The sequence below is a fragment of the Granulicatella sp. 572.rep1_STHE genome, from assembly GCF_001073445.1.
In the GTDB taxonomy this organism is placed as follows: Bacteria; Bacillota; Bacilli; order Lactobacillales; family Aerococcaceae; genus Granulicatella; species Granulicatella adiacens.
In genome coordinates, this window is record NZ_JVBO01000013.1 from 23,432 (window position 1) to 48,562 (window position 25,131).

Consider the following 25,131-nt stretch of genomic DNA (forward strand, 5'->3'; position numbering starts at 1 on the left):
CATTCTTAAGTTTCCGCTATTATACACTATTTTGTTAGAACCTCAAAGAAACTTCTATGAATAATCTAAGAAAAAACACCCTATTGAAAACATCAATAGGGTGCTTGAATTCACAGATTATTCATTTGTGTCTTCTTCAGAAGGAGTTGGTTCTCCAACAAGAACTTCTGTTTGTTCCACTGATAATACTGGTTCTGAAGTACTTGTTTCCATATTGCGGTAACGAGCCATACCTGTACCAGCAGGGATGATCTTACCAATGATAACATTTTCCTTCAATCCGAGTAAGTGGTCTTTCTTGCCGCGGATAGAAGCATCTGTCAAGACACGAGTTGTTTCTTGGAATGATGCAGCAGACAAGAAGCTGTTTGTTTCTAATGAAGCTTTTGTAATACCTAATAATACAGGACGCGCTGTCGCAGGTACTTCACCGTTCATGATTGCTGAGCGGTTACGTTCTGTAAAGTCTGCAATATCAAGTAATGTTCCTGGAAGGATTTCTGTTGAACCTGGATCCATTACGCGAACTTTACGTAACATTTGACGAACCATTACCTCAACGTGTTTATCGCCGATTTCTACCCCTTGCATACGGTATACTTTTTGTACTTCACGTAATAAGTAGTTTTCAACGGATAATACGTCACGAACACGTAATAATTCTTTAGGATCGATAGAACCTTCAGTTAAAGGAGCACCACGATCGATGATTTGTCCTTCTTCCACTTTTAGACGAGCTGTAAATGGAACTGTGTAAGAACGAGTATCTGTAGAGCCTTTAATCGTAATTTCTTTTGTACGACTTCCAGCATTTTCTTCGATAGAAACGACTTCACCCGCTACTTCACTGATTGTCGCAACCCCTTTAGGATTACGAGCTTCGAAGATTTCTTGGATACGAGGTAAACCTTGAGTAATATCGTCTCCGGCAACCCCACCGGTATGGAACGTACGCATTGTTAACTGTGTACCAGGTTCCCCGATTGATTGAGCGGCAATTGTACCAACTGCTTCCCCAACTTCAACTTCTGAACCTGTAGCTAAGTTACGTCCGTAACAGTATTTACATACACCATGTTTTGTATCACATGTGAAGGCTGAACGAATTGTAATTTCTTCGATTCCAGCTTCAATAATCTTACGAGCAATATCTTCAGTAATGATTTCATTACGTGCTACTAACACTTCACCTGTTTCAGGATGTTTCACTGAACGTTGTGCGTAACGTCCTAACATACGTTCTTCAAGTGTTTCAATGACTTCATTTCCCTCTTTAATCGCAGTAATTGTTAAACCACGATCGCTTCCGCAGTCTGTTTCACGAATGATAACATCTTGCGCAACGTCTACTAAACGACGAGTTAAGTAACCTGAGTCGGCTGTCTTCAAGGCCGTATCGGTCATCCCTTTACGAGCACCGTGAGTAGACAAGAACATTTCCATAACGGTTAACCCTTCACGGAAGTTTGATGTAACCGGTAATTCCATGATCTTACCGTTAGGAGCGGCCATAAGTCCACGCATACCAGCAAGCTGAGTAAAGTTAGAGATGTTACCACGGGCTCCAGAGTCACTCATCATGAAGATTGGGTTACGAGAACCTAATGTGCGAATTAACGCTTTTTGGATATCATCTTTCGCTTTGTTCCATGTTTCGATAACACGTTCATAACGTTCGTCATCTGTAATTAAACCACGACGGAATAATTTAGAAATGTTGTCGACTTGTTTATGTGCATCTTCAAGAATTTCTTTCTTGTTATCTGCAACTGAAATATCTGCAATCCCTACTGTTAAACCAGCACGAGTTGAGAATTTATATCCTAAGTCTTTCATACGGTCTAACATCATTGAAGTTTCAGTGATATGGAATCGTTTGAACACTTCTGCGATGATTTGACCTAAGTTTTTCTTCTTAAATGGCGAAACGATTTCACGTTTAGCAATTTCTTCTTTGATGTTTGCTCCTGGCTCTAAGAAGCATTTATCTGGTGTAGCTACTTCTAAGTTTTCCATTGTTGGCTCATTTAAGTAAGGGAATTCATTTGGCATGATTTCGTTGAATAATAATTTACCAACAGTTGTGACCATCATTCTCTCTTTTTGCCAATCTGTAAATGGTTTATGAGCAAGTGAGCTTGCAGGAACCGCAATACGGCTGTGTAAGTGTACATAACCATTGTTATAAGCTAATACTGCTTCGTCCATGTCTTTGAAGAACATACCTTCCCCAACACGGCCTTCTTGTTCCATTGTTAAGTAATAGTTCCCTAAAACCATGTCTTGAGATGGAGTAACAACTGGTTTACCATCTTTAGGGTTTAGGATGTTTTGAGCCGCTAACATCAGTAAGCGAGCTTCTGCTTGAGCTTCTTGAGACAGTGGCACGTGAACCGCCATTTGGTCTCCATCGAAGTCGGCATTGTAGGCTTCACACACTAATGGGTGAAGACGGATGGCACGACCTTCTACTAGAGTTGGTTCAAACGCTTGAATCCCTAGTCTGTGAAGTGTAGGTGCACGGTTCAATAGAACTGGGTGTTCACGAATGACTTCTTCAAGGATTCCCCAAATATCGTCATCTAAACGTTCAATTTTACGTTTAGCGCTCTTAATGTTTCCAGCGATTTCTCGTTCAACTAATTCTTTCATTACGAAAGGTTTGAATAATTCAATCGCCATTTCTTTAGGAAGACCACATTGGTACATTTTCAAGTTTGGTCCTACTACGATTACAGAACGTCCAGAGTAGTCTACACGTTTACCAAGTAGGTTTTGACGGAAACGTCCTTGTTTCCCTTTAAGCATGTGGCTTAATGATTTCAATGGACGGTTACCTGGTCCAGTAACTGGACGGCCACGACGACCATTATCAATTAAAGCATCGACCGCTTCTTGTAACATACGTTTTTCGTTTTGAACGATGATACGTGGTGCATTTAGTTCTAATAAACGTTTTAGACGGTTATTACGGTTAATTACACGACGGTATAAATCGTTTAAGTCACTTGTCGCAAAACGTCCACCTTCTAATTGAACCATTGGACGTAAATCTGGTGGGATAACTGGAATAACATCCATTACCATCCAACCAGGTTTGTTTCCTGATTCTTTGAAGGCATCTAGAATATCTAAACGACGGATTGCACGCGTACGTTTTTGACCTTGAGCTGTTTTCAACTCTTCTTTTAATTCAGCGATTTCAGCCTCTAAGTCAACTTTATTTAATAATTCTTGAACGGCTTCCGCACCCATTGCTGCATGGAAACGAGTTCCAAATTCAGCACGTTTTTCACGGTATTCACGTTCTGTTAATAATTGTTTGTTCATTAAAGTTGTGTCGCCAGCGTCAATAACAACATAGCTTGCAAAATAAATGACTTCTTCCAACGCACGTGGACTCATGTCTAACACAAGTCCCATGCGGCTTGGAATGCCTTTGAAGTACCACACATGTGATACTGGAGCTGCTAATTCGATGTGTCCCATACGTTCACGACGAACTTTTGAGCGCGTAACTTCAACGCCACAACGATCGCAGACTTTACCTTTATTATTAATTTTCTTTAATTTTCCACAAGAACATTCTAAGTCTTTTGTTGGTCCAAAGATTTTCTCGCAGAATAAACCATCGCGTTCTGGTTTTAAAGTACGGTAGTTGATTGTTTCAGGTTTTGTAACTTCCCCATGTGACCATTCACGGATTTTCTCCGGTGACGCCAAACCAATCTGCATACTTTCAAAATTATTTACATCTATCAAGGGGCCTACCTCCCTTTCTTTTGGAATTGCCCTACGATTCCAATAGTTCTATTACTCTTCGTCAATTTCAAAATCATCTTCAACAACGTCTACTTCAACGTCTTCAGATGAAGTTTCTTCTGCTGCTGATAATTCAGCTGCACGATCAGAATACTCATCTAATTGCGCACGTCTTTCGTTTGTTCTTTCAACGTCACTGAAACGAATTCCTTCGTCTTCGTCCATATCTTCAAGTTTGATTTCTTCATCTTGTGCGTCCAGTACTTTCATATCAAGACCTAAAGCTTGTAATTCTTTTACTAATACGCGGAATGATTCAGGTACACCTGGACGTGAAATTTGTTGACCTTTAACGATTGATTCGTAAGTCTTCACACGACCAACAACGTCATCTGATTTGTACGTTAAGATTTCTTGTAATGTATAAGCAGCACCATAAGCTTCCAGTGCCCATACTTCCATTTCCCCAAAACGTTGTCCACCAAATTGCGCTTTACCTCCAAGAGGTTGTTGTGTAACGAGTGAGTATGGTCCAATTGAACGAGCGTGAAGTTTGTCGTCAACCATGTGGGCAAGTTTGATCATGTACATAACCCCTACTGACACACGGTTATCGAATGGTTCCCCTGTACGTCCATCATATAGAATTGTTTTCGCATCACGAGCCATCCCCGCTTCTGCAACAGTTCCCCATACGTCTTCATCTTGCGCACCATCGAATACTGGTGTTGCGATGTAAATACCTAATTCACGAGCTGCCATCCCTAAGTGTAACTCTAACACTTGTCCGATGTTCATACGTGAAGGTACCCCTAATGGGTTTAACATGATGTCAACTGGTGTTCCATCTGGTAAGAATGGCATATCTTCTTCCGGCATAATACGGGAAACAACCCCTTTATTACCGTGACGTCCGGCCATCTTATCCCCTTCATTGATCTTACGTTTTTGTACAATATATACACGAACTAATTTGTTTACACCAGGTGCTAATTCATCACCTGCTGCACGTGTGAACACACGTACATCGCGGACAATACCGCCACCGCCGTGAGGTACACGTAGAGACGTGTCACGAACTTCACGGGCTTTTTCTCCGAAGATTGCGTGTAATAAACGTTCTTCTGGTGATTGTTCTGTTAACCCTTTAGGAGTTACTTTACCAACTAAGATATCACCATCTTTAACTTCAGCACCGATACGAATAATTCCGTCTGCGTCAAGGTTCTTCAATGCGTCTTCCCCAACGTTTGGAATCTCACGAGTAATTTCTTCAGGTCCAAGTTTTGTATCACGAGCTTCTGAATCGTAGTCATCGATGTGGATTGAAGTATACACATCATCTTTAACTAGACGTTCACTCATAATAACCGCATCCTCGTAGTTGTAACCTTCCCATGTCATGAACGCTACTAGAACGTTTTGTCCTAATGCTAATTCACCTTTTTCCATAGAAGGTCCATCTGCTAGGATTTCGCCTTTAACGACTTTATCCCCTTGTGCCACGATTGGACGTTGGTTGTAACACATACCCGCGTTTGATCCGTGGAACTTAGTGATTTGGTAAGTATCTAATGAGCCATCAGCTGTACGTACACGTACTTCTTTAGCATCAACGAATTCGACTACACCATCACGTTTACATAACAAGGCAACCCCTGAGTCATGTGCAGATACGTATTCCATACCTGTACCGATGAATGGTGCTTTTGGATTTAACAATGGAACAGCTTGACGTTGCATGTTCGCACCCATCAACGCACGGTTTGAGTCGTCGTTTTCTAAGAACGGGATACATGCTGTCGCAACTGCAACTACTTGTTTTGGAGAAACGTCCATATAGTCAACGCGTTCTACTGGCACTTCTAAGTTTTCAGATACGTAACGCGCCATAACAACATCATTCACGAAGCTTCCATCTTCATTTAATGGAGAGTTTGCTTGCGCTACTACGAAGCTATCTTCTTCGTCAGCTGTTAAGTAGTCGATTTTATCTGTAACTTTATGAGTGTTCCAGTCTACACGACGGTATGGAGTTTCAATGAAACCATATTTGTTAATCTTCGCATAGGTTGATAAGCTGTTAATCAACCCGATGTTTGGTCCTTCAGGAGTTTCGATAGGACACATACGACCATAGTGAGAATAGTGAACGTCACGAACTTCATATCCGGCACGGTCACGAGTCAAACCACCAGGTCCTAACGCTGATAGACGGCGTTTGTGTGTTAACTCTCCTAATGGGTTTGTTTGGTCCATGAATTGTGACAATTGAGAAGATCCGAAGAACTCTTTAATTGCCGCAACGACTGGACGGATATTGACTAATTGTTGTGGTGTCACTGTCGCAGTGTCTTGAATTGACATACGTTCGCGAACCACACGTTCCATACGAGATAAACCAATACGGAATTGGTTTTGTAATAATTCTCCTACTGAACGGATACGACGGTTTCCTAAGTGGTCGATGTCGTCTGTTGTTCCGATTCCTTCGTAAAGGTTTAAGAAGTAGCTGATTGTAGCGATAATGTCGCTTGCAGTCACGTGTTTCACGTCTTCAGTCACGTTTCCGTTCCCAATAACTTTAATCACGCGTTCTGGGTCAGCTGGTGAATAAACTTCTACTGTTTGGATCGTTACTGGCTCTTTAATAACACCGTCTTCTGATGGATGTAAAGTGAATAGGTTCGCACCTTTTTCAAGGACTTCTACCACTTTTTCCATTACATCGCGTTCAAGAACTGTTCCTTTTTCAACAACGATTTCTCCTGTTTCAGGATCTACTAAGTTCTCAGCAATTGTTTGGTGTAATAAACGATTTTTTAGGTTTAATTTTTTATTGACTTTGTAGCGTCCAACTGCTGCTAAATCATAGCGGCGTGGGTCAAAGAAACGAGCTGTTAATAAGTTACGCGAACTTTCAGCTGTTTTTGGTTCACCTGGACGTAGACGGTCATAAATGTCTTTTAGGGCTTCTTCTGTACGAGATTCATCCATACGTTTATGAACATCTTTATCTAGAGTTAAACGTAATGTTTCGCTATCTCCGAAGATTTCTTGGATAAGCTCATCTGAACCGAAACCTAACGCACGAACTAATACCGTTAATGGAATTTTACGAGTACGGTCGATACGCACATAAGAAATGTCTTTTGAGTCTGTTTCATACTCTAACCATGCACCACGGTTTGGAATTAATGTTGAACCATATAATTGCTTACCGTTTTTGTCAGGTCTGTCATGGAAATAAGCACCTGGTGAACGAACTAATTGAGATACAATTACACGTTCAGCACCATTAATGATAAATGTACCCATTTCTGTCATTAATGGGAAGTCACCAAAGAATACTTCTTGGTCTTTCACTTCACCAGTTTCTTTGTTCACTAAACGCATTTTTACGTAAATTGGAGCCGCGTAATTTGCGTCGTGATTTCTAGCTTCTTGTAAATTATATTTTGGAGCATGTAATTCATAATCTAAGAACTCCAATGATAAATTACCTGTATGGTCTTCAATAGGCGAAATATCCTTGAACATTTCACGGATTCCTTCATCCAAGAACCATTGGTAAGAATCTGTTTGGATTTCAATCAGATTAGGTAATTCTAATACTTCACTGATTCGTGCATAACTTCTACGCACACGGTGTCTACCGTATTTCACATCATGATGTGCCAACTCTTCCACCCCTAATAATTAGTATTGATAAATGTTACAATATGATGACATTTATTAAAAGTTCGTAACAAATGAAGATTTCGGTCGATTTTTAAACAAAAAAAAACCAAAAGAATTGTTTGCGGTCATTTGTGAAAAATGCAAATTCTTTTGTTTTAAGCCTTTATTTGTAAGGAATTGGACAATATTTCAACCCTCACACCGATTAAAATCCACACTTATTGCGTTATATTATTATACACAAAATCCCAAGCACCGTCAAGGTTGACGACACTTGGGAAAGTTAGATTTTATCTGGTTTTTTCGGACTAATAAGTACCCTCTTCGACCGATTGATTCTTCACGATTTTCACAATCCGACTTGTACCAAGACGACTTGCTCCTAATTCGATGAATTTTTCGGCATCTTCAATGCTAGAAATTCCGCCAGCAGCCTTCACTAGAACGCCTTCACCAACGTGTTTCTTCATTAATGCTACGTGCTCAAATGTCGCACCCGCCGTTGAGAATCCTGTTGAAGTTTTAATAAATTCCGCACCCGCTTTTGTTACGACTTCGCACATCTTGATGATTTCGTCTTCTGTAAGAAGCGCCGTTTCGATAATCACTTTTAAGATATGACCACCACATGCTTCATGAATTTGACGAATTTCATCTTCTACAACATCAAAACGTCCATCTTTCACGTCTCCGATATTGATGACCATATCGATTTCGCTTGCTCCATTTTGGATAGCATCTTTGGTTTCGAAGACTTTGGTTGCTGTTGTGCTATAGCCGTTCGGGAATCCGATAACAGTACAGATAGCTAATTTCCCATTCACATATTCGCTCGCACGTTTGACAAAAGAAGCTGGAATACATGCTGAAGCAGTTTCGTATTTCATCGCATCATCTAAAATCTCTTTGATTTCACTCCAAGTAGATGCAGGCAATAATAATGTATGGTCAACTGTTTTCAAGATTTCTTTGATTTCCATATAATCCCTCTTTCTTATTTTGCACGGTCTTCTTTAATTAAATTACGAAGTGCTTCAACCGCTACTTTAATGGCTGCTTCTGTATCATGTACGATTGGATTTGATAACCCTGATGCTTCCCGTTCTTGGTTCCCCACTACTAAGAAAGTAGATCCAACGCGAACGCCTAAGTGGCTCGCCACAACGAATAACGCTGCTGATTCCATTTCAGAAGCCTTCACGCCAAGGCGTTTCCAAGCTTCCCATTTGTTTTGTAAGTCATAGCTAACTGGCATCACTTGAGGTTCATGTTGTCCGTAGAATGAATCCTTACATTGCACAACCCCTGCATGTGTTGTGTATCCTAAGCCTTTACCAGCATTAATTAGCGCTGTTACGACATCGTAGTTCGCAATGGCTGGGAATTCAATTGGCGCGTACTCACGTGTTGTCCCTTCTGTACGAATTGCACCTGTCGCAATCACGATATCGCCACCTTTAACGTCGATATCAATTCCGCCACATGTTCCAACACGGACAAAAGTATCGGCACCACTTCGTACTAATTCTTCAAGTGCTATTGCAGCTGACGGTCCACCAATCCCTGTTGATGTCACACTTACTTTTTCTCCATCTAAGTATCCTGTATACGTAACATATTCGCGGTTGTCCGCTACTAACTGCGCATTCTCAAAGTGTTCCGCAATTTTAGCACAGCGTTTTGGATCCCCTGGCAAAATCACATAGCGACCTACATCCCCTTTACGTGTATGGATATGATATTGTAATCCCTCTTCTGAATATTTCATGAATACCTTCCTTCCCTGCACCATGCGTGCCTCAATATTCCCCTAGCAAACTAGGAAGGGGCCATGGTTTTTCCATAGCCCCAGATAGGAGGATGATGACAAATCTTCATCAAATAATTATGCCTATAGATGCCTTTTGCAAGTATAGTTGAAAGGATTAAATAATTGGATATACAGTTACCATAATTATCTCTATTTGCCTCTTCATCCCTCTACACTCATGAATATTTTACCAAAATTACCATCTTTTTGCAAACGGTTCATTTTTGATTTTGGATACGAAATTTTTATTTTTTTATCAGCTAATAGCTCGTCTATGAACTCCCAAATGCAAGCCTCCATCTGACTTTCTGGATTTGAGACCGGGCGCAAGAATGGTCTCAAGATTTCTTTCACTCTTTCAATAAAACCCATCATTTCGACATCTCCACCAAAAGACATTTGTTTCAACAATATCCACGCATATCCCTTCCACACAAGATTAGGCACCTTAAACGTCTCCGTATAAATCGGGAACGTTAAGAAAGAATCGGGAAGGTCTTCTATGGTTTGACGGCATCGGTATAACTTTACGAGAAATGCCCTCGTGAGTGGAGACGCTAATTTCTTAAAAAGCATTGTGTCCCTTGACGTCCATTTCATCTCTCTATTCGGTTTTAAGTGTGCTTTTACAGGAACAGAATCTTCGACAAGCTTCTTCCACTTTTTCCATGAGAACGATAAGAGCGGTACCCGTACTATTTGATAAGTCATTTGCTGAGATCGAGGTTTTATCTTAATTCGCGTATGAAAAATCATCTCCCCCTTCACAAAGAAAATTAAATAATTCCCTAATTGCGGGTGATATTTCATTAGAAAGCTAAAGGTATCTGTCAATTTATGCTGACTCTCATAATTCTCCCCTAAAATCCACTGAACTGACATTCCAATTTCATTTAAATGTTTCGTCCGCTCTACGATATCCTCAGGAGAAATTACGCTACATTGATACTCAATGCACCAAGCATTCTTGCCTTCTGTGACGACGATATCTGGAATCTGTTCAATAGACGACACATACGGCTCTAACTCAGCATGAAAGCCATGACTCTTCAAACTCTCTAGTAGTAGGTGTTTTCCTTCTTGATGTGCCTGAGTTTCCTCCTGCCTGTGTTTCTTTGGAATATGCGCAAAGAACACGACTCCATTTCTAGAAACCTTCTTCATCACTTCTTCCCCACACTCTGGACAAAAGCAAACCTCATCTTCCTTTATTTGGGTTGCATGGACTAAATCCCCTGATTTCGTTCGAACAATATTCATTCCCATCACCTCAACAACAGATACGAAAAAACCTCTCTAAGAGACTTAGAGAGGTTTCACTCATTAGATTAAGTTGGCGTCTTTGAGAAGTTCTTCAATCATCGTACCTTTAATTTTCTTAGCAGCACGTTTTTCAAATAATTTCACTAAGAACGGAACTTTCACATCGGCTAATTTCTTACCATCCATCAAGCGGCTTGTTGATTTTGTAAGAACGCGTAAATCGTAAGCTGAAGCGAACACTTCTGGCACCCCACGATCGACATCAAGCAATGTATACACAGCTTCCATCGCTGTACGAACAGAATATTCTGTTGTGAACACTGTATCGCGAGGAGTTTCAGCGAAGTTACCAATGAAGGCAATATTCTTAGAGCCATTTGGAACGACGAGCGGACGGTCGCCATCTTTACGAGCCATGAAGTAGCTTGTGATATAAGGCATGTAGCAAGGAACCGTGTTGCATCCTTCGCTAGCAAATTCATGAATCAATTCTTCTGGAACACCCATGTGGTATAACCATTCTTCGGCAATTTCAATCCCTGTACATTCTTCAATTGGTTTTTCCACATAGTTTCCTTTGATTCCTGAATATAAACCATAAATCCAAACGACTAATTCATCTTTACTTTGTGCTTTAAAGTGTGGTTGACGGTTTAATGTGTAGCTCATCATCCAGTTTGAGTCGCGAACGGTTACGATTCCTCCTGTCACCACTTTTCCGGCATAAGGATCACGTTTTGAGATTTTTTGAATATACTGCGCGATTCGTTTGTCTTTTACAGTTGTTGTAGCTGAAACGAACCAGCTTTGGTCTGGCAAGTTTTCACAGAATACTTCTGGATGTCCGAAGCGTTCATCTTGTTTGGCTAAGTTTTTCCATAGGCTCCATGCTCCACCTAATTCTTTTGAAATTGATGCTGGAGTATTGTTATCCCCATATGTTGTTGCAGCAGTAATACTACCGTTTGTCACGAATACTAAGTCGTTTTCTGTAAGATTGCGTGTTTCTAAAACGCCACCTACTTCTAACACAAGTTCTTTAGCAATCATGTCGCTTCCAACGTGTTCAACAATCACATTTTTAACAACTGTATCGTATTCGAATTGAACATTATGTTTTTTCAAGTAGTTCACGAGTGGTAAAACGAGTGATTCGTATTGGTTGTATTTCGTAAATTTCAATGCAGATAAGTCAGGTAGACCATCGATATGGTGAATGAAACGTAAAATGTAACGGCGCATTTCAATCGCTGAATGCCATTTTTCAAAAGCAAACATGCTAGCCCAGTAAGTCCAGAAGTTTGATTCGAAGAATTCTTCACTGAATACATCGGTAATTTTTAACCCTTGTAATTCAGATTCAGACATCATATATAATTTCACCATTTCTTCGCTTGATTTATCGCTTAAAGTGAATTGTCCATCATCTGGAATGCGTTGTCCTTTGTTTTCAATTACACGACATTTTGAGAAGTTAGGGTCTTCTTTATTAAGCCAGTAGAACTCATCTAGTACAGAGGCATCTTCGACTTCTAGTGAAGGGATTGATCTGAATAAGTCCCATAAACATTCGAAGTGGTCTTCCATTTCACGACCTCCACGAATAATGAATCCGCGTGTTGGGTTTAAGATTCCGTCTAAGCTTCCTCCTGCAAGTGGAAGTTCTTCTAAAATATGAATGTTTTCTCCTTTCATTTGGCCGTCTCTGACTAAGAAAGCAGCTGCTGATAAGGATGCAAGTCCTGAACCAACTAAGTAAGCTGATTTTTGATCAACGCCTTGTGGTTTTTTAGGGCGAGCAAATGCTTCGTAATTTCCGTTTGAATGATACATAGTAATTCCTCCTAGTTCCTGAAAATCAGGTTTTGTTCTTTACATGCATTACTCTACTCCCGTTTTACCAAAAGTACCATAGACAAAAAAATCCCAATGTCCAAACTTTGGACATTGAGATAAAATTGTAAAGTAATTTATTAGGAAACGCGAGCCACAATCGTTCCAATCATAACTTGTTCGATTTTTTCAACAAGTTCTTTAGCCGTGCCTGGCATTTGACGACTAATCCAATCAAGCCCAACCCCAACAAGTGCATACGTATAAAACTCGATCGAAAATTGCACTTGTTCTGCTTCTGCGCCACTTACTTTGATTTCATTAAAAATTAAATCCGTTAAAAATCTTTCTACTTCTCTTTGTAAGAGCCGCTCGACATTTTCTTTACTAACAGAGCGATACGTGTTAAGAACAAAGTTGCGATTATCATCCATATATTGAAACAGTGCCTCCAGGGCATCTTGCCAATTCTCATAAGAAATATTTTCTCCAAGCGTAATATGCGCCTCATTTAAATAGATCCATTCTACTAATTCATATATATCATGGAAATGATTATAAAACGTTTGACGACTAATACCGCACTTCTTCGTTAAATCTTGTACTGTAATTTTCGTCAATAGCCGTTCATTCATTAGTTCTTTTAGCATATTGGCTAACATCTTTTTCACAACAAGTGTCATTTGTATCCCTCTGTTTCATGAAGAAAAGAGCGGGTTTCCCCACTCTTTATTTTTCTAAATTCTTTTCTTGTACGATATCCCATGAGAAGCCTAAAGCCCCTTCACCAAGGTGAGTTCCAACAACTGGACCAAAATAGGCCAATGATGTTCGTAATTTAGGATATTGTTCTTGCATTTTTTGTCTCCAAGCTTCACCAGCTTCTGGAGCATTTGCATGAATAATGACTAATTCATAGCCATCTCCGTCCGTTGTTCCTGTTTCATCTGCAAATAATTGTTCAATACGTTTCATCGCTTTTTGTTGCGTGCGAATCTTTTCAAATGGAACAATTTTTTTATCGACAAATGTCAAGATTGGCTTAATTTTCAACATAGAACCCACTAATGCAGCCCCTGCAGATAAACGTCCACCGCGTTGTAAATTGCTTAAATCATCAACGATAAAGTAGGCTGTCGTACGATCAACTAATCGTTGAACAGTTTCTAAAATTTCTGAAGGAGAATACTCTCCAGATTTTGCCATTACCGCTGCTAATTTTACAGCTCTTGCTTGAGGTGCACAACTAATCCCTGAATCAATTGGATAAATCGGCACTTCATCTTTCATGTCATCGGCCACAGCCACACAAGTTTGATAAGTCCCACTAATTCCGCTAGAAATAGTAATAGGAATAATAGCATCATAATCTTTTGCAAGTTCGCGGAATAATTCGTAAGTTTCTCCTACTGGTGGTTGTGTACTCGTTGGAAAGATTGAAGAAGATTTTACTTTTGCATAAAATTCTTCAGATGAAATATCTATATCTTCACGATACGTCTCTTGTCCAAAAATAACAGACAACGGCATCACATATACATTTAGCTCGGCTAATTCTTCTTTCGTTAAATAAGCTGTACTATCTGTAACGACAGCAATTTTCATCTATCCAACTCCTTTCACATTTGAAATTAAGTGAACTTTAAAGTCAAAAAACTTCAAAACTCCTACATTCAAGTATAACAAAAAATAAATACCTGCGCAATGAATGGTAAGTTTTCTAAAAGAAGCTTAACAATACTTGCTCATCCATCAAATTGCAGTATAATAGAAGACATAGTAATTTTTTTGGAGGTATTATGGAACAAAGATCTACGCAACATCAATTAGATAAACAAAAGAAAAATGACTGGTTTTTACGATTCTTCAAAGGAATGTTCATCGGTTCAGGATTTATCCTCCCTGGAGTGAGTGGAGGTGCGCTTGCGGCCATCTTCGGATTATATGAACGCATGATTGCTTTCCTCGCAAACGTGACAAAAGACTTCAAGAAGAACGTATTATTCTTCTTACCAGTCGGAATCGGTGCTCTAGCAGGTATCGTTGTCTTATCATTTGGCGTAAGTTACTTACTTGGAAACTTTGAAACAATCATCCTGTGGTTCTTCATCGGATGTATCGTAGGAACAATCCCTGCTCTTTGGAAAGAAGCTGGAAAAGAAGGTCGCTCAACACGCGATATTATCATTCTGATTGCTTCATTTGTCGGCGGATGCTTACTCCTTTACTTAGGTGAAAATGCAATTGGCGGTAGCGTTGAAGCTAACTTCTTCACTTGGATGATTGCCGGTGGATTAATCGCTCTTGGAATTATCGTTCCTGGACTTAGCCCATCAAACTTCATCGTATATATGGGGATGTACAAACAAATGTCAGATGGTTTCAAAACATTAGATATGAGTGTGATTCTTCCAATCGCATTAGGTGGACTTGTAACATTAGCTCTCTTCTCAAAACTTGTACACTACATCTTTAAGAAAGCTTACCCTCAATTATTCCACTTCATTTTCGGAATCGTGCTTGCATCAACTGTAATGATCATCCCAACCAACTACGCTGGATTTGACATCGTTCAATACCTTGCCTGCGTTGTTATGTTAGGATTCGGAACATGGTTAGGTGCATTTATGGCGAAACTTGAAGACACTTATAAATAACATTTCAAACAGCTTTGCTTCTCGCAAGGCTGTTTTTTTATGCCTCAAATTAACCGTTCTGTTAATTTCCTCTTCTACTGCAAAAAGCAAAATGTAACATATAAGTTACGTAACTTATATGTTACATTTTGCTTTCTTATTAATCATCTTGCACTTTGTCACGAATAGAACTTACAACCTCTCTACTTGAGTAGAATTTTCAACCCAATAGGCGATTATGGTATTGCACCAGAAAACTAAAAAGAGAATTCGCTTACCAGACATTTATGGAAACCATAGCGGGGAAGCCTATCGATTTCGAATTAAAAGCCGTTATGGATTTATCCATTACGGCTTATTTGAGGCTTCGAAGGAGAAAGACTTCGAGGCTTTCTCCGCTATCCCGCTATTTTGTTTCAATAAACAATGACTGATAATAAGAATTCTCTGTCCTCATGAACCGCACAAACATCCTCTCTTGCCCCTTGCAGAGAATAGAACTTTATAAACTCTCTCCTCGAGTAGAGTTTATGCCAAGAAGGCGATTATGGTACTGCACAAAACATTAAAAAGAGCATTCGCTTATCAGACATTTATTGAAACCATAGCGGGGAATCATAGCGAATGCGAATTAAAAGCCGTTATGGATTTTATCCATTACGGCTTGTTTGAAGCTTCGAAGGAGAAAGTCTTTAAGGCTTTCTCCGGGTGCCCGCTATTTTGTTTCAATAAACAATGGCTGATAATAAGAATTCTATTTCTCAAACTTCTCCTGTTTATACCATAATCGCCGCCCTTGGCGGTTACTAATGAAATTAAGCGCACAAAAAAACTCTCTCGAAGTGAGAGAGTTTGTAAAGTTCTTATTTGAGACCGTATTTTTTGTTGAAACGATCCACACGTCCGTCTGCTTGAGTGAATTTTTGACGTCCTGTGTAGAATGGGTGAGAATCAGAAGTGATTTCCACACGTAGTAATGGGTATTCGTTACCGTCTTCCCATACAACAGTTTCACTTGAAGTCTTTGTTGAACCTGATAAGAATTTGAATCCTGTAGTTGTATCCATGAACACTACTGGATGATATTCTGGGTGAATTCCTTGTTTCATTTCTATTCCTCCTGCCCTGAATTATTTGCTAATCCAGAGTTATTTATTTTCGCATGCATAATGCAACACGAATATAATACCATGCTCAAATTGAATTTGCAATAGTTTTATTCTTCCCCTAATTCTAGTCCTGGGACAGCATTCAAATCCATTTTCGCAAAGTCTTTTTGCATGTATTTAGTAAAGGCTGCAGCACCAATCATCGCTGCATTATCCCCACAAAGTGCCAATGGAGGAATGGAGAATGTGACTGCTGGGTAGTGCTCTTCCATCATCTTTGTCATCGCTGTACGAAGTCCTTTGTTCGCCGCTACCCCTCCTGCTAACACGAATTGTTTTACAGGATAGGCTTTAAGCGCACGTCTTGTTTTTTCGACAAGAACTTCTACGACACTGGCTTGGAAACTTGCGGCTAAATCTTCAGGGATAATCTCTTCGCCTTTTTGTTTGGCGTTATGGACACGATTGATGACCGCTGATTTCAATCCGCTAAAACTAAAATCATAATGGTCTTCATGAATCATTGCACGCGGAAATTCGTAAGTATCTTGACCCAAATGAGCCAATTCATCCATTTTCTTTCCACCAGGATAGGGCAAGTTCAAAATACGACCAATCTTATCGTATGCTTCCCCTGCCGCATCATCTCTAGTTTCTCCGATAATCTGGAACTCGCCGTCTTCTGGCATATACACCAATTCTGTATGCCCTCCGCTGACCACCAGTGCCATTAAAGGAAATTGAAGAGGTTCTACAAGTTGGTTCGCGTAAATATGTCCTGCCATATGGTTCACAGCAATGAGCGGTTTCCCGCTGGCTAATGCCAAGGCTTTTGCAGCAGAAATCCCAATGAGAAGGGCTCCCACAAGTCCGGGACCATACGTCACTGCGATAGCATCCATGTCATCTAATGTTTTATTAGCTTTTACTAAAGCTTCGTCGATAATCTGCGTAATTTGTTCTACATGATGGCGGCTGGCAATCTCTGGCACAACTCCACCAAAACGCATATGACTCTTAATTTGGGAGGCGACAATATTTGAAAGGATGGTATTTCCGTTTTGAATCACGGCCGCACTTGTCTCATCACAACTACTTTCAATTGCTAGAATCAATGTTTCTTTCATATTGTTCCTCCTATCTTTGTTCAATGTCTAAGCGATATTCAATCGCATCTTCTACTGGATCACTATAATAATCTCTTCTCGTATGGAAGGCTTCGAATCCAAGAATTTCATATAAATATTGAGCACGCTTATTACTCCGGCGTACCTCTAAAAAGACAACTTGAATGTCCTTTTGTTTCAAGTCATATAAAGCCATTTGCCATAAACGTTGTGCAAGTCCTTTGCCTTGATAGTCTTTAGCAATTACGATATTCGTTATCGTCGCTTCATCAAGTACCGCTTGGACTCCAAGGAAACCAACTAGTTGACGTTGCATCCATACTCCGTAATACGTGTTTGCTGGATTTTCCAAATCCGCAAGGAAACTCTCTGCGCTCCAATGATTGGGATGCTCGTAATTTTCTTGCACTAACTCAACTAATGCCTCAGCCATCGCTAAATCAGCAGGTTGAAGTCTTGTAAAAGAGTACTCTGACGAATGGAAGGAAGATGGCGTTTTTGGTGGTAATGTATAGAGCATTTCTACAGCATCCTCATTTTCAGGAGTATAATAATTTTCCTTCGTTCCCATAACGCTATAACCATTCTTTCTATATAAACGAATCGCTTTGGTATTCGATACTCGAGCTTCCAAAGTAATTTCTTTTTTATCAAGGGCTCTTGCAATTTTTTCAATTGCTTTTAACAATAATGTAGCTACATTTAAAAAACGATAATCGTGTAGCACAGCTACATTTGTAATATGTAAATCCGTACCCTCTGTCGTTCTTGCACCGATAAAGCCAACGATTTCCTTTTCCACTTCCAGTACGATATAAATGGCATCAGGATTATAAGCAACATCTTTTTCAAGAATATCTTTTGCCCATGGGGATTCCCCGTTATAAGCTGCCTCTTCCACTTCAAAAATACGAGCGGCATCTTCTGGAATTCCAATTCGAATTTTGGCTTGCGCCCCATTTCCAAGAATTACTCTTTTTTCGAAATTTTCAAATTGATTGCGAATCGGTTCTTTCTGTTGCACCCTTTCTAGAAACAGTGCTTTGATTTTTTCAAACCACTGAATGAAGCGTTCTTTAAACTCGTTCCACATACACTGACCCCTTTTCTAAAGGATGCTCAGCTTGCCAATTCTCTTCTGCTTCTGCCAGTTTCAAGTACATTGGGACAAAGACGTCCGCGTCAACAGCTTCCTTATTTCTTCCTAATTCAATGAGCGATGTTGCGTGAGGAATAGCGTCAGGCCCTTCAAGCCACTTCGCCTCACTCGCTCCTTTTTCTACGATTGCCTCTTTTGTAATCGACTGTAATTGTCCTACAAAAGTTACTCCCATTGCAAATTCCGGCAACACTTTCAAGAAATCATCCCATGAAATATGTTGCTCTGGAATCACCTTTTTAAATCCTTCGTCAGTCTTTTGATAGCCTACCGCGAAAATATTTTCACGTCTAGCATCAAAAAAAGGCACAACGACTTCTCCTACTTCTACTTTTGAAGCAAGGTCGGGTAAAAAGACATCGAGACTGGAGATGCCAACAAGTGGAATCCCCAGACTCTTTGCGAGTGTTTTAGCAACAGTAACGCCAATTCGAAGTCCTGTATAAGAACCGGGTCCTTCAGCAACAATAACCTTCGTTAAATCTTTTGCTGTAATGCCTGCTTCTTCAAAAACGGCTTCGATGGTTGGCATCAGTAGAACACTATGTTGCAACGTGTTCTCAATCGTTTGTTCAATCATGGTACCGTCTGTCAGTTCTACAGCGACCGATAATGTCTTATTCGATGTATCTAGTGCGAGGATTGTCATACGGCACTTCCTTTCTAACTATTTCGTAAATTCATGCATGAAGGCACTGAACGCTTCTTGGCCTTCTTTTGTTTGTTTAAAGACGCCTGCATATTCTAACACACGGCAGAATTTTGCACTCACCGCTTTTTGTAAAAATGCGTCTACAGTTTCTTTTGTCGGTGCTTGTGCTTTTAATTCTTTCGCCCATTCTTGGTGAATTTCTGCGACTGCTTCAAGAGGTGCTTCTCCAACGAGATAGTCTCTCACTTCGCGAAGCTCGCGTTCAAGACGTGGCGGCAAAATCGCAAGCCCCATCACTTCAATTAAACCAATATTTTCTTTCTTAATATGTTGTACATCCGCATGTGGATGAAAAATTCCATCTGGAAACTCTTCTGTCGTACGGTTGTTACGAAATACTAAATCAAACTCATACGCATCTCCTTGACGGCGCACGATTGGAGTAATTGCGTTATGCGGTTCGCCGTTTGATTCACGTAAGATTTCAAGGTCTTTATTTTCGTAGTTTTCCCATGCTTTTAAGATATCAACTGCCACTTCAAATACTTCCTCACGATTATTTCCGCGAAGACGAAGCGCAGAAAGTGGCCAGTATAGACGTTCGATTTCAACGGTATCAAACTTCTTAGAAATTCCAGTTTCCAAGACTTTAGCACGGTTCATCGGGAATACGTAACGTCCCCCTTGATAGTGGTTATGGCTTAAAATCGATCCCCCAACAATTGGAAGTCCTGCGTTTGATCCTACAAAATAATGTGGGAATTGTGTCACGATTTCAAGAAGTCGGCTAAACGCACCCTCATCCACTTTCATTGGTTCTAAGTTTTCAGACAAGAAGATGGCATGCTCAGAATAGTAAGCATATGGAGAATAGTGGTAGCCCCAAGACTCCCCACCAAGTTCCATGCCGACAATACGGTGGTTGGCACGACCTGGCCAGTTGATACGACCATGGTAGCCTACGTTTTCAAAGCATAAACGGTTGGCAGGATAATTGAAATCCTTCGATTGCGCCGCTTTGATGATTTCTTCTTTCGTTTTTTCTGGTTTTGATAAATTAATTGTGATTTCCAAATCGCCATACTCTGTTTCTCCGTTAAAAGAAATGTTTTTAGCGATATCATTGACCTTAATTAAGTTCAAATCGAGCGCCATTTTATAAAACGCGTCTGTCGCTACTTTAGGTCCTTCTTCGTATTTATTCCAGAATAGATGGTTCAATTCAGAAGGTTTTGGAATCACAAGGTTCATTAACTCTTGTTCAAGCCAGTCTCGTTCTTCAGCGTCATCTGCAATTCTCCCTGCTTCAACAGATGCCTCAACCACATTCGCCATTGCTTCTAATAGAGATGGTTGATCGATTTCTTTACAAGCCTCAAAAGATTCTTCTCCCACTAAATAAAGCACGCGATTTAATAAATAGCTACGATCCTCTTTTGATACATACCCTGATTCAATCGCACTATTTACAAACTCCTGAATCGCTTTATTCATTTTCATAATCTGGTCCCCCTACCAATTAAAATTCATTCCTATTAATATGCACGTGCAATCCAAACTGTATGAACAGCTGGTTTGCCTGTTACGATACAATTTTCTTTTTTCACTGGAGCGTTAAATGGAATATTACGAGTTGTGAAACCTGTTTCTTCTTTGATTTTCGCTTCACTTTCTTCTGTTCCATCCCAACCAACTAATACCCAACCTGGTACTTCTCCAGCTTCACGTTTTGCTTCGATATGAGCTTTTAACTCATCCAAAGTATCAATGTTTGTATATTCATTAGATGCACGCATCGCACGAGCTGTTTCTAACATACGAACTTGCATTTTATCTAATTCAGATAAAATTGTATCTACTAAACCATCGAATCCAACTGCTACTTTTTCATCTAAGTCACGCATTTTTGTCATCACTTGATTGTTTTCTAAGTCGCGCGGTCCGCATTCGATACGCATTGGGACACCACGTAATTCCCACTCATTGAATTTGAATCCTGGTGAGTTGTCAGTGTCATCGATTTTCACACGTAATCCAGCAGCTTTCAATTCTTTTTGAAGCTCTTCTAATTTTTCTAAGATAGCTGGATTTTTCTTCCATGGTCCAACAGGGATTAAGACTACTTGTGTTGGAGCCACTTTTGGAGGTAATACTAACCCTTGTTCGTCCCCATGAGTCATAATTAATGAACCGATTAAACGAGTAGATACTCCCCATGAAGTTGTATGTGCGTATACGTGCTCGTTTTCTTTTGTTAAATATTTAATGTCGAAGGCTTCAGCGAATTTTGTCCCCATGTAGTGAGAAGTTCCCGCTTGAACGGCTTTCCCGTCTTTCATCATCGCTTCGATTGAGTAAGTATCCACTGCACCTGCGAAACGCTCGGAAGGAGTTTTTTGACCTTCGTAAACTGGCACTGCTAATACGCCTTCTACGACTTCTTTATAGACTTCTAACATCTTCATTGTTCTGCGACGTGCATCTTCTTCATCTGCATGCGCTGTATGTCCTTCTTGCCATAAGAATTCGGAAGTACGTAAGAATGGTAAAGTTTTCTTTTCCCAACGGAATACATTTGCCCATTGGTTAATTTCATATGGAAGATCACGGTATGAATTAATCCAGTTTGAAAAAGCTGTCCCAATCATTGTTTCACTTGTTGGACGTAGTGCTAAACGTTCTTCTAATTTTTCGCCAGCTGCTTCTGTCACCCATGGTAATTCAGGAGCGAATCCTTCGATGTGGTCTGCTTCTTTTGTAAAGAAGCTTTCTGGAATTAACATTGGGAAGTATGCATTACGAATGCCTTCTTCTTTAAAACGACGGTTAAATTCCTCTTGAATATGTTCCCAGATTTCATATCCGTCTGGTTTGAAAATCATACATCCACGCACTGGTGAATAATCCATTAAATCTGCTTTTTGAATGGTTTGAATATACCATTTAGAGAAATCTTCTCTTTGTAAGTTTGTTTTTTCTGCCATCTGCTTAGCTCCTTTTCATTTTTTGTGAAATAAAAAAAGCCACTCCCCTAAAAAGGACGAATGACTCGCGGTACCACCTTAATTACACTTACTTTGTAAATGTCTCTTTAACATTGATAACGATGATTTCACCGGATTATTTTCATAATCACCTCGTTTGGTAGGTTCAGTTAAAGAGCGGGGGTTCTTTCTCAGCAATCAGAACTTTCTGTACCCATCATTTCACTTACTTTTCCAAATCCTATCCTACTCTAAACACACTCGTAAAGCAAGTGTTTTCTTGCTGTAAACTAGTCGTTTTTTGCTGTTTGCTCAATATACTCCATTAAGTTCGTTGAATGTTGATATTTGATTGCCGCTCTTAAGTCTTTTTCTAAGATGACTTTCTCTAAATCAATTCCGTTTACCCCTGCAATAGCAATCGTATAATGAATTACGTCCGCAAGTTCCTTTCCTAATTCTTCTAGCACTGTTTTTGTATCCCCATCTTTTCTTCCGTCTCGAATGCTAATTTGTTCTGCAACTTCACCAATTTCTTCCACTGATTTAATAAAAAGTCCTTGATCATTGTTTCTATTCTTATATACATTTTCTAAGTATTCTTGATACTTTTTAATTGTTAGTTTTGACATCTTCTCACGCTCCAAAAAATAGCAATAGACATAGAGTCTATTGCTATTTTACATAATTTATTTAGGCAAATAAAGACAGATACTGCAGAGATTTATGAGCCATTTCTGGGCGCGATGGCTCATATCCTGTGTAGTTGAACTCGCCATCGCAGAAATGGCGTGCGTTTCCCGAAATATCCGCACGGCTGTCCCAGCCGCTTTCGGTATTCCGGTCCAACGTTCCATTTCTGGGCGCGATGTCTCGTATCCTATGTAGTTGAACTCGGAAAAGCAGAAACGGCGTCCACTTCCCAACTCATACGCACATCGTTTTTAACGATGCTTGCGTTGGTTTGGTCCAGTGTTCCAGTCCTGAGCGTTCGCCCTCGTATCCTATGTAGTTGATCTCGGAAAAGCAGAAACGGCGTCCACTTCCCAACTCATACGCACATCGTTTTTAACGATGCTTGCGTTGGTTTGGTCCAGTGTTCCAGTCCTGAGCGTTCGCCCTCGTATCCTATGTAGTTGATCTCGGAAAAGCAGAAACGGCGTCCACTTCCCAACTCATACGCACATCGTTTTTAACGATGCTTGCGTTGGTTTGGTCCAGTGTTCCAGTCCTGAGCGTTCGCCCTCGTATCCTATGTAGTTGATCTCGGAAAAGCAGAAACGGCGTCCACTTCCCAACTCATACGCACATCGTTTTTAACGATGCTTGCGTTGGTTTGGTCCAGTGGTCGATTTCTACCCGCGAAGACTCACATCCTATCGTTTATCGATGGCTTTTACGGTTAAATCTCCAATAATTTGAATGATGAATACTAAAACAAGGATAGCTACTGTTGCCACAAAAATGATATCTTGTTTGTTTCTAGTAAATCCAATCATATAAGCAAGGTTTCCTAAGCCTCCTGCTCCTATTGCACCGGCTACAGCAGTAGAACCTACAAGTGCAATGGCGGTTACCGTAATTCCTGAGACAAGAGCTGGTAAAGATTCTGGAATTAAAACCTTTGTGATAATTTGGCGAGTATTCGCCCCCATCGACTCAGCTGCTTCAATCACTCCAGAAGGAATTTCATTTAAAGCAATATCGACTAGTCGAGCATAGAATGGAGCTGCACTAATCACTAAGGTTGGAATTGCCCCTTTTGGACCAATAATAGTGGTCATAATCGCCTTTGTAAATGGCATCAGCAAGGTTAACAAGATAATAAACGGAATAGAGCGGAACACATTGATAATGCCTCCTAAAATAAAATGAACAAACTTATTTTGGAGACTACGTCCTTTCCCCGTTAAAAATAGCAAAATACCTAGTAGCAAACCAATGACAAAAACATAAAAAGTTGGAATAAAGGTCATATATAATGTTTCATTAGTCGCCTTGATCACTTCATTCCAATTCACGTTTTCAAAAGAAAACATTTGTTGAAACAATTCTTCTATACTCGTTTGAGCTAAAAATACATTAAACATTCTCTAACACCTCCACAATAATTTCTGCTTTTTGAAGGTATTGAATAACTGCTTCTGCTTTTTCTTCGTTTTCTTCAATCAGAATAATCATACTACCCAGCACACCTTTTTGGGTTATATTCACTTTTGCTTGTAAAATTGATACAGTCGCATCTAGTTTTCGAATTGCTTCGGATAGAACAGCATCTCCTGTTCGATCTCCTAAATATTGAATACGCACGACTACACCAGGACGAAGAGAGGTCGCTAAGTGACTAAATACTTCTTCCATTTCGTCTTCCACTCGTTCTTCCCCAACGAATTGTTTTGTAATAGGTTGTTTAGGATTCTTGAATACTTCAATAACCTCCCCACTCTCAACCACTCGACCTTCTTCCATCACGGCTACACGATGACAAATTTGACGAACAACATGCATTTCGTGTGTAATCAACACAATCGTCAAACCTAATCTCTCATTGATTTCTACTAGCAATTGAAGAATATCTTTGGTCGTTTTAGGATCCAAAGCACTCGTTGCTTCATCACAAAGTAATACTTCCGGATCATTTGCAAGAGCACGAGCGATTCCCACACGTTGCTTTTGTCCCCCGGATAATTCTGAAGGATAAGCTTTTTCACGATCACTTAAGCCCACTAATTCAATCAATTCTTTCACTTTACGATTACGGGCATCTTTAGCAACGCCTGCAATTTCTAGAGAAAAAGCAATATTTTCTTCCACGGTTCTAGACCAAAGTAGGTTAAAATGTTGGAAAATCATCGCAATTTTTTGGCGTTCTTTTAATAAAGCTTTTCGTTTTAATTTGGTAATGTCTTTTCCATTGATAGAAATTTGTCCACTAGTAACTGATTCTAACCCATTCAACAAACGGATGAGTGTACTTTTACCAGCACCTGAAAAACCAATAATCCCAAAAATTTCCCCTCGGCTAATTTCTAAAGAGACATCTTTCACTGCCTCAACCGTGCCTTGTTTTGCTTTATAAGTTTTCGACACGTGTTCCACTTTAATCATCTCTTCA

The 25,131-nt window shown here is 40.0% G+C and carries 17 protein-coding genes, 1 pseudogene and 1 other annotated feature; of the genes and pseudogenes, 1 reads left to right on the plus strand and 17 read right to left on the minus strand.

Features of this window, described 5'->3' with window-relative positions:
* Positions 1–117: 117 nt before the first annotated feature.
* The 8 genes and pseudogenes from rpoC to ADH99_RS02440 all read right to left on the minus strand — a co-directional run bounded on the left by rpoC (position 118) and on the right by ADH99_RS02440 (position 13,954).
* Entirely contained in the window at positions 118–3,762 is a 3,645-nt protein-coding gene (gene rpoC, locus ADH99_RS02405; RefSeq protein WP_049555820.1) for a DNA-directed RNA polymerase subunit beta', read from the minus strand.
* A 215-nt stretch (positions 3,763–3,977) separates the two neighbouring features.
* Positions 3,978–7,452: pseudogene (rpoB, locus tag ADH99_RS02410) on the minus strand (DNA-directed RNA polymerase subunit beta); the annotation flags it as partial.
* A 299-nt stretch (positions 7,453–7,751) separates the two neighbouring features.
* Complete coding sequence (gene deoC, locus ADH99_RS02415) at positions 7,752–8,423, minus strand: deoxyribose-phosphate aldolase (RefSeq protein ID WP_049555822.1); 672 nt, start codon at positions 8,421–8,423, stop codon at positions 7,752–7,754.
* A 14-nt stretch (positions 8,424–8,437) separates the two neighbouring features.
* A complete protein-coding gene (udp, locus tag ADH99_RS02420; RefSeq protein WP_049555823.1) occupies positions 8,438–9,211 on the minus strand; it encodes a uridine phosphorylase in 774 nt (257 codons plus the stop codon).
* A gap of 204 nt (positions 9,212–9,415) precedes the next feature.
* On the minus strand, positions 9,416–10,513 hold the full coding sequence (locus ADH99_RS02425) for a competence protein CoiA (RefSeq protein WP_049555824.1): 1,098 nt from the start codon (positions 10,511–10,513) through the stop codon (positions 9,416–9,418).
* 63 nt (positions 10,514–10,576) lie between these two features.
* On the minus strand, positions 10,577–12,349 hold the full coding sequence (locus tag ADH99_RS02430; protein WP_049555825.1) for an oleate hydratase: 1,773 nt from the start codon (positions 12,347–12,349) through the stop codon (positions 10,577–10,579).
* Between the two features lie 140 nt (positions 12,350–12,489).
* Positions 12,490–13,032, minus strand: a complete 543-nt coding sequence (locus ADH99_RS02435; protein WP_049555826.1) for a TetR/AcrR family transcriptional regulator C-terminal domain-containing protein — start codon at positions 13,030–13,032, stop codon at positions 12,490–12,492.
* A 46-nt stretch (positions 13,033–13,078) separates the two neighbouring features.
* Positions 13,079–13,954 carry a DegV family protein gene (locus ADH99_RS02440; protein WP_049555827.1) on the minus strand — a complete coding sequence of 292 codons (876 nt, stop codon included), beginning with the start codon at positions 13,952–13,954 and terminating at the stop codon, positions 13,079–13,081.
* 194 nt (positions 13,955–14,148) lie between these two features.
* Here ADH99_RS02440 and ADH99_RS02445 point away from each other — a divergent pair, with 194 nt between their 5' ends.
* Positions 14,149–15,006 (plus strand): DUF368 domain-containing protein, encoded by an 858-nt coding sequence (locus ADH99_RS02445; protein ID WP_049555828.1) that lies wholly within the window; start codon positions 14,149–14,151, stop codon positions 15,004–15,006.
* A gap of 842 nt (positions 15,007–15,848) precedes the next feature.
* Here the strand turns inward: ADH99_RS02445 and ADH99_RS02455 are convergent.
* The 9 genes from ADH99_RS02455 to ADH99_RS02495 form a co-directional block, all read right to left on the minus strand.
* Positions 15,849–16,094: a type B 50S ribosomal protein L31 gene (locus ADH99_RS02455; protein ID WP_049555830.1), complete on the minus strand. Its 246-nt coding sequence runs from the start codon at positions 16,092–16,094 to the stop codon at positions 15,849–15,851.
* Positions 16,095–16,201: 107 nt separating this feature from the next.
* Positions 16,202–17,221 (minus strand): tRNA (adenosine(37)-N6)-threonylcarbamoyltransferase complex transferase subunit TsaD, encoded by a 1,020-nt coding sequence (tsaD, locus tag ADH99_RS02460; protein ID WP_049555831.1) that lies wholly within the window; start codon positions 17,219–17,221, stop codon positions 16,202–16,204.
* A 10-nt stretch (positions 17,222–17,231) separates the two neighbouring features.
* Complete coding sequence (gene rimI, locus ADH99_RS10220) at positions 17,232–18,314, minus strand: ribosomal protein S18-alanine N-acetyltransferase (protein ID WP_049555832.1); 1,083 nt, start codon at positions 18,312–18,314, stop codon at positions 17,232–17,234.
* Positions 18,298–19,029: a tRNA (adenosine(37)-N6)-threonylcarbamoyltransferase complex dimerization subunit type 1 TsaB gene (gene tsaB / locus ADH99_RS02470; protein WP_049555833.1), complete on the minus strand. Its 732-nt coding sequence runs from the start codon at positions 19,027–19,029 to the stop codon at positions 18,298–18,300. Before tsaB ends, rimI begins: the two co-directional genes overlap by 17 nt.
* Before the next feature lie 18 nt (positions 19,030–19,047).
* The gene (locus tag ADH99_RS02475; protein WP_049555834.1) at positions 19,048–20,532 is read right to left on the minus strand and encodes a UDP-glucose--hexose-1-phosphate uridylyltransferase; all 1,485 of its coding nucleotides are present in this window, start codon (positions 20,530–20,532) and stop codon (positions 19,048–19,050) included.
* Positions 20,533–20,567: 35 nt separating this feature from the next.
* Positions 20,568–22,016, minus strand: a complete 1,449-nt coding sequence (proS, locus tag ADH99_RS02480) for a proline--tRNA ligase (protein WP_049555835.1) — start codon at positions 22,014–22,016, stop codon at positions 20,568–20,570.
* Positions 22,017–22,065: 49 nt separating this feature from the next.
* Positions 22,066–22,267, minus strand: a binding site (T-box leader).
* A 39-nt stretch (positions 22,268–22,306) separates the two neighbouring features.
* Positions 22,307–22,648, minus strand: a complete 342-nt coding sequence (locus ADH99_RS02485; protein ID WP_049555836.1) for a MazG nucleotide pyrophosphohydrolase domain-containing protein — start codon at positions 22,646–22,648, stop codon at positions 22,307–22,309.
* A 744-nt stretch (positions 22,649–23,392) separates the two neighbouring features.
* Positions 23,393–24,106 carry a methionine ABC transporter permease gene (locus ADH99_RS02490; RefSeq protein WP_005604939.1) on the minus strand — a complete coding sequence of 238 codons (714 nt, stop codon included), beginning with the start codon at positions 24,104–24,106 and terminating at the stop codon, positions 23,393–23,395.
* Positions 24,099–25,124 carry a methionine ABC transporter ATP-binding protein gene (locus tag ADH99_RS02495; protein WP_049555837.1) on the minus strand — a complete coding sequence of 342 codons (1,026 nt, stop codon included), beginning with the start codon at positions 25,122–25,124 and terminating at the stop codon, positions 24,099–24,101. Before ADH99_RS02495 ends, ADH99_RS02490 begins: the two co-directional genes overlap by 8 nt.
* Positions 25,125–25,131 lie beyond the last annotated feature (7 nt).

Excerpts from the sequence above, each read along its gene's own strand:
- deoC (WP_049555822.1), bottom strand. The coding sequence starts at position 8,423 with ATGGAAATCAAAGAAATCTTGAAAACAGTTGACCATACATTATTATTG.
- udp (WP_049555823.1), bottom strand. The coding sequence starts at position 9,211 with ATGAAATATTCAGAAGAGGGATTACAATATCATATCCATACACGTAAA.
- ADH99_RS02425 (WP_049555824.1), bottom strand. The coding sequence starts at position 10,513 with ATGAATATTGTTCGAACGAAATCAGGGGATTTAGTCCATGCAACCCAA.
- ADH99_RS02430 (WP_049555825.1), bottom strand. The coding sequence starts at position 12,349 with ATGTATCATTCAAACGGAAATTACGAAGCATTTGCTCGCCCTAAAAAA.
- ADH99_RS02435 (WP_049555826.1), bottom strand. The coding sequence starts at position 13,032 with ATGACACTTGTTGTGAAAAAGATGTTAGCCAATATGCTAAAAGAACTA.
- ADH99_RS02440 (WP_049555827.1), bottom strand. The coding sequence starts at position 13,954 with ATGAAAATTGCTGTCGTTACAGATAGTACAGCTTATTTAACGAAAGAA.
- ADH99_RS02445 (WP_049555828.1), top strand. The coding sequence starts at position 14,149 with ATGGAACAAAGATCTACGCAACATCAATTAGATAAACAAAAGAAAAAT.
- ADH99_RS02455 (WP_049555830.1), bottom strand. The coding sequence starts at position 16,094 with ATGAAACAAGGAATTCACCCAGAATATCATCCAGTAGTGTTCATGGAT.
- tsaD (WP_049555831.1), bottom strand. The coding sequence starts at position 17,221 with ATGAAAGAAACATTGATTCTAGCAATTGAAAGTAGTTGTGATGAGACA.
- rimI (WP_049555832.1), bottom strand. The coding sequence starts at position 18,314 with ATGTGGAACGAGTTTAAAGAACGCTTCATTCAGTGGTTTGAAAAAATC.
- tsaB (WP_049555833.1), bottom strand. The coding sequence starts at position 19,029 with ATGACAATCCTCGCACTAGATACATCGAATAAGACATTATCGGTCGCT.
- ADH99_RS02475 (WP_049555834.1), bottom strand. The coding sequence starts at position 20,532 with ATGAAAATGAATAAAGCGATTCAGGAGTTTGTAAATAGTGCGATTGAA.
- proS (WP_049555835.1), bottom strand. The coding sequence starts at position 22,016 with ATGGCAGAAAAAACAAACTTACAAAGAGAAGATTTCTCTAAATGGTAT.
- ADH99_RS02485 (WP_049555836.1), bottom strand. The coding sequence starts at position 22,648 with ATGTCAAAACTAACAATTAAAAAGTATCAAGAATACTTAGAAAATGTA.
- ADH99_RS02490 (WP_005604939.1), bottom strand. The coding sequence starts at position 24,106 with ATGTTTAATGTATTTTTAGCTCAAACGAGTATAGAAGAATTGTTTCAA.
- ADH99_RS02495 (WP_049555837.1), bottom strand. The coding sequence starts at position 25,124 with ATGATTAAAGTGGAACACGTGTCGAAAACTTATAAAGCAAAACAAGGC.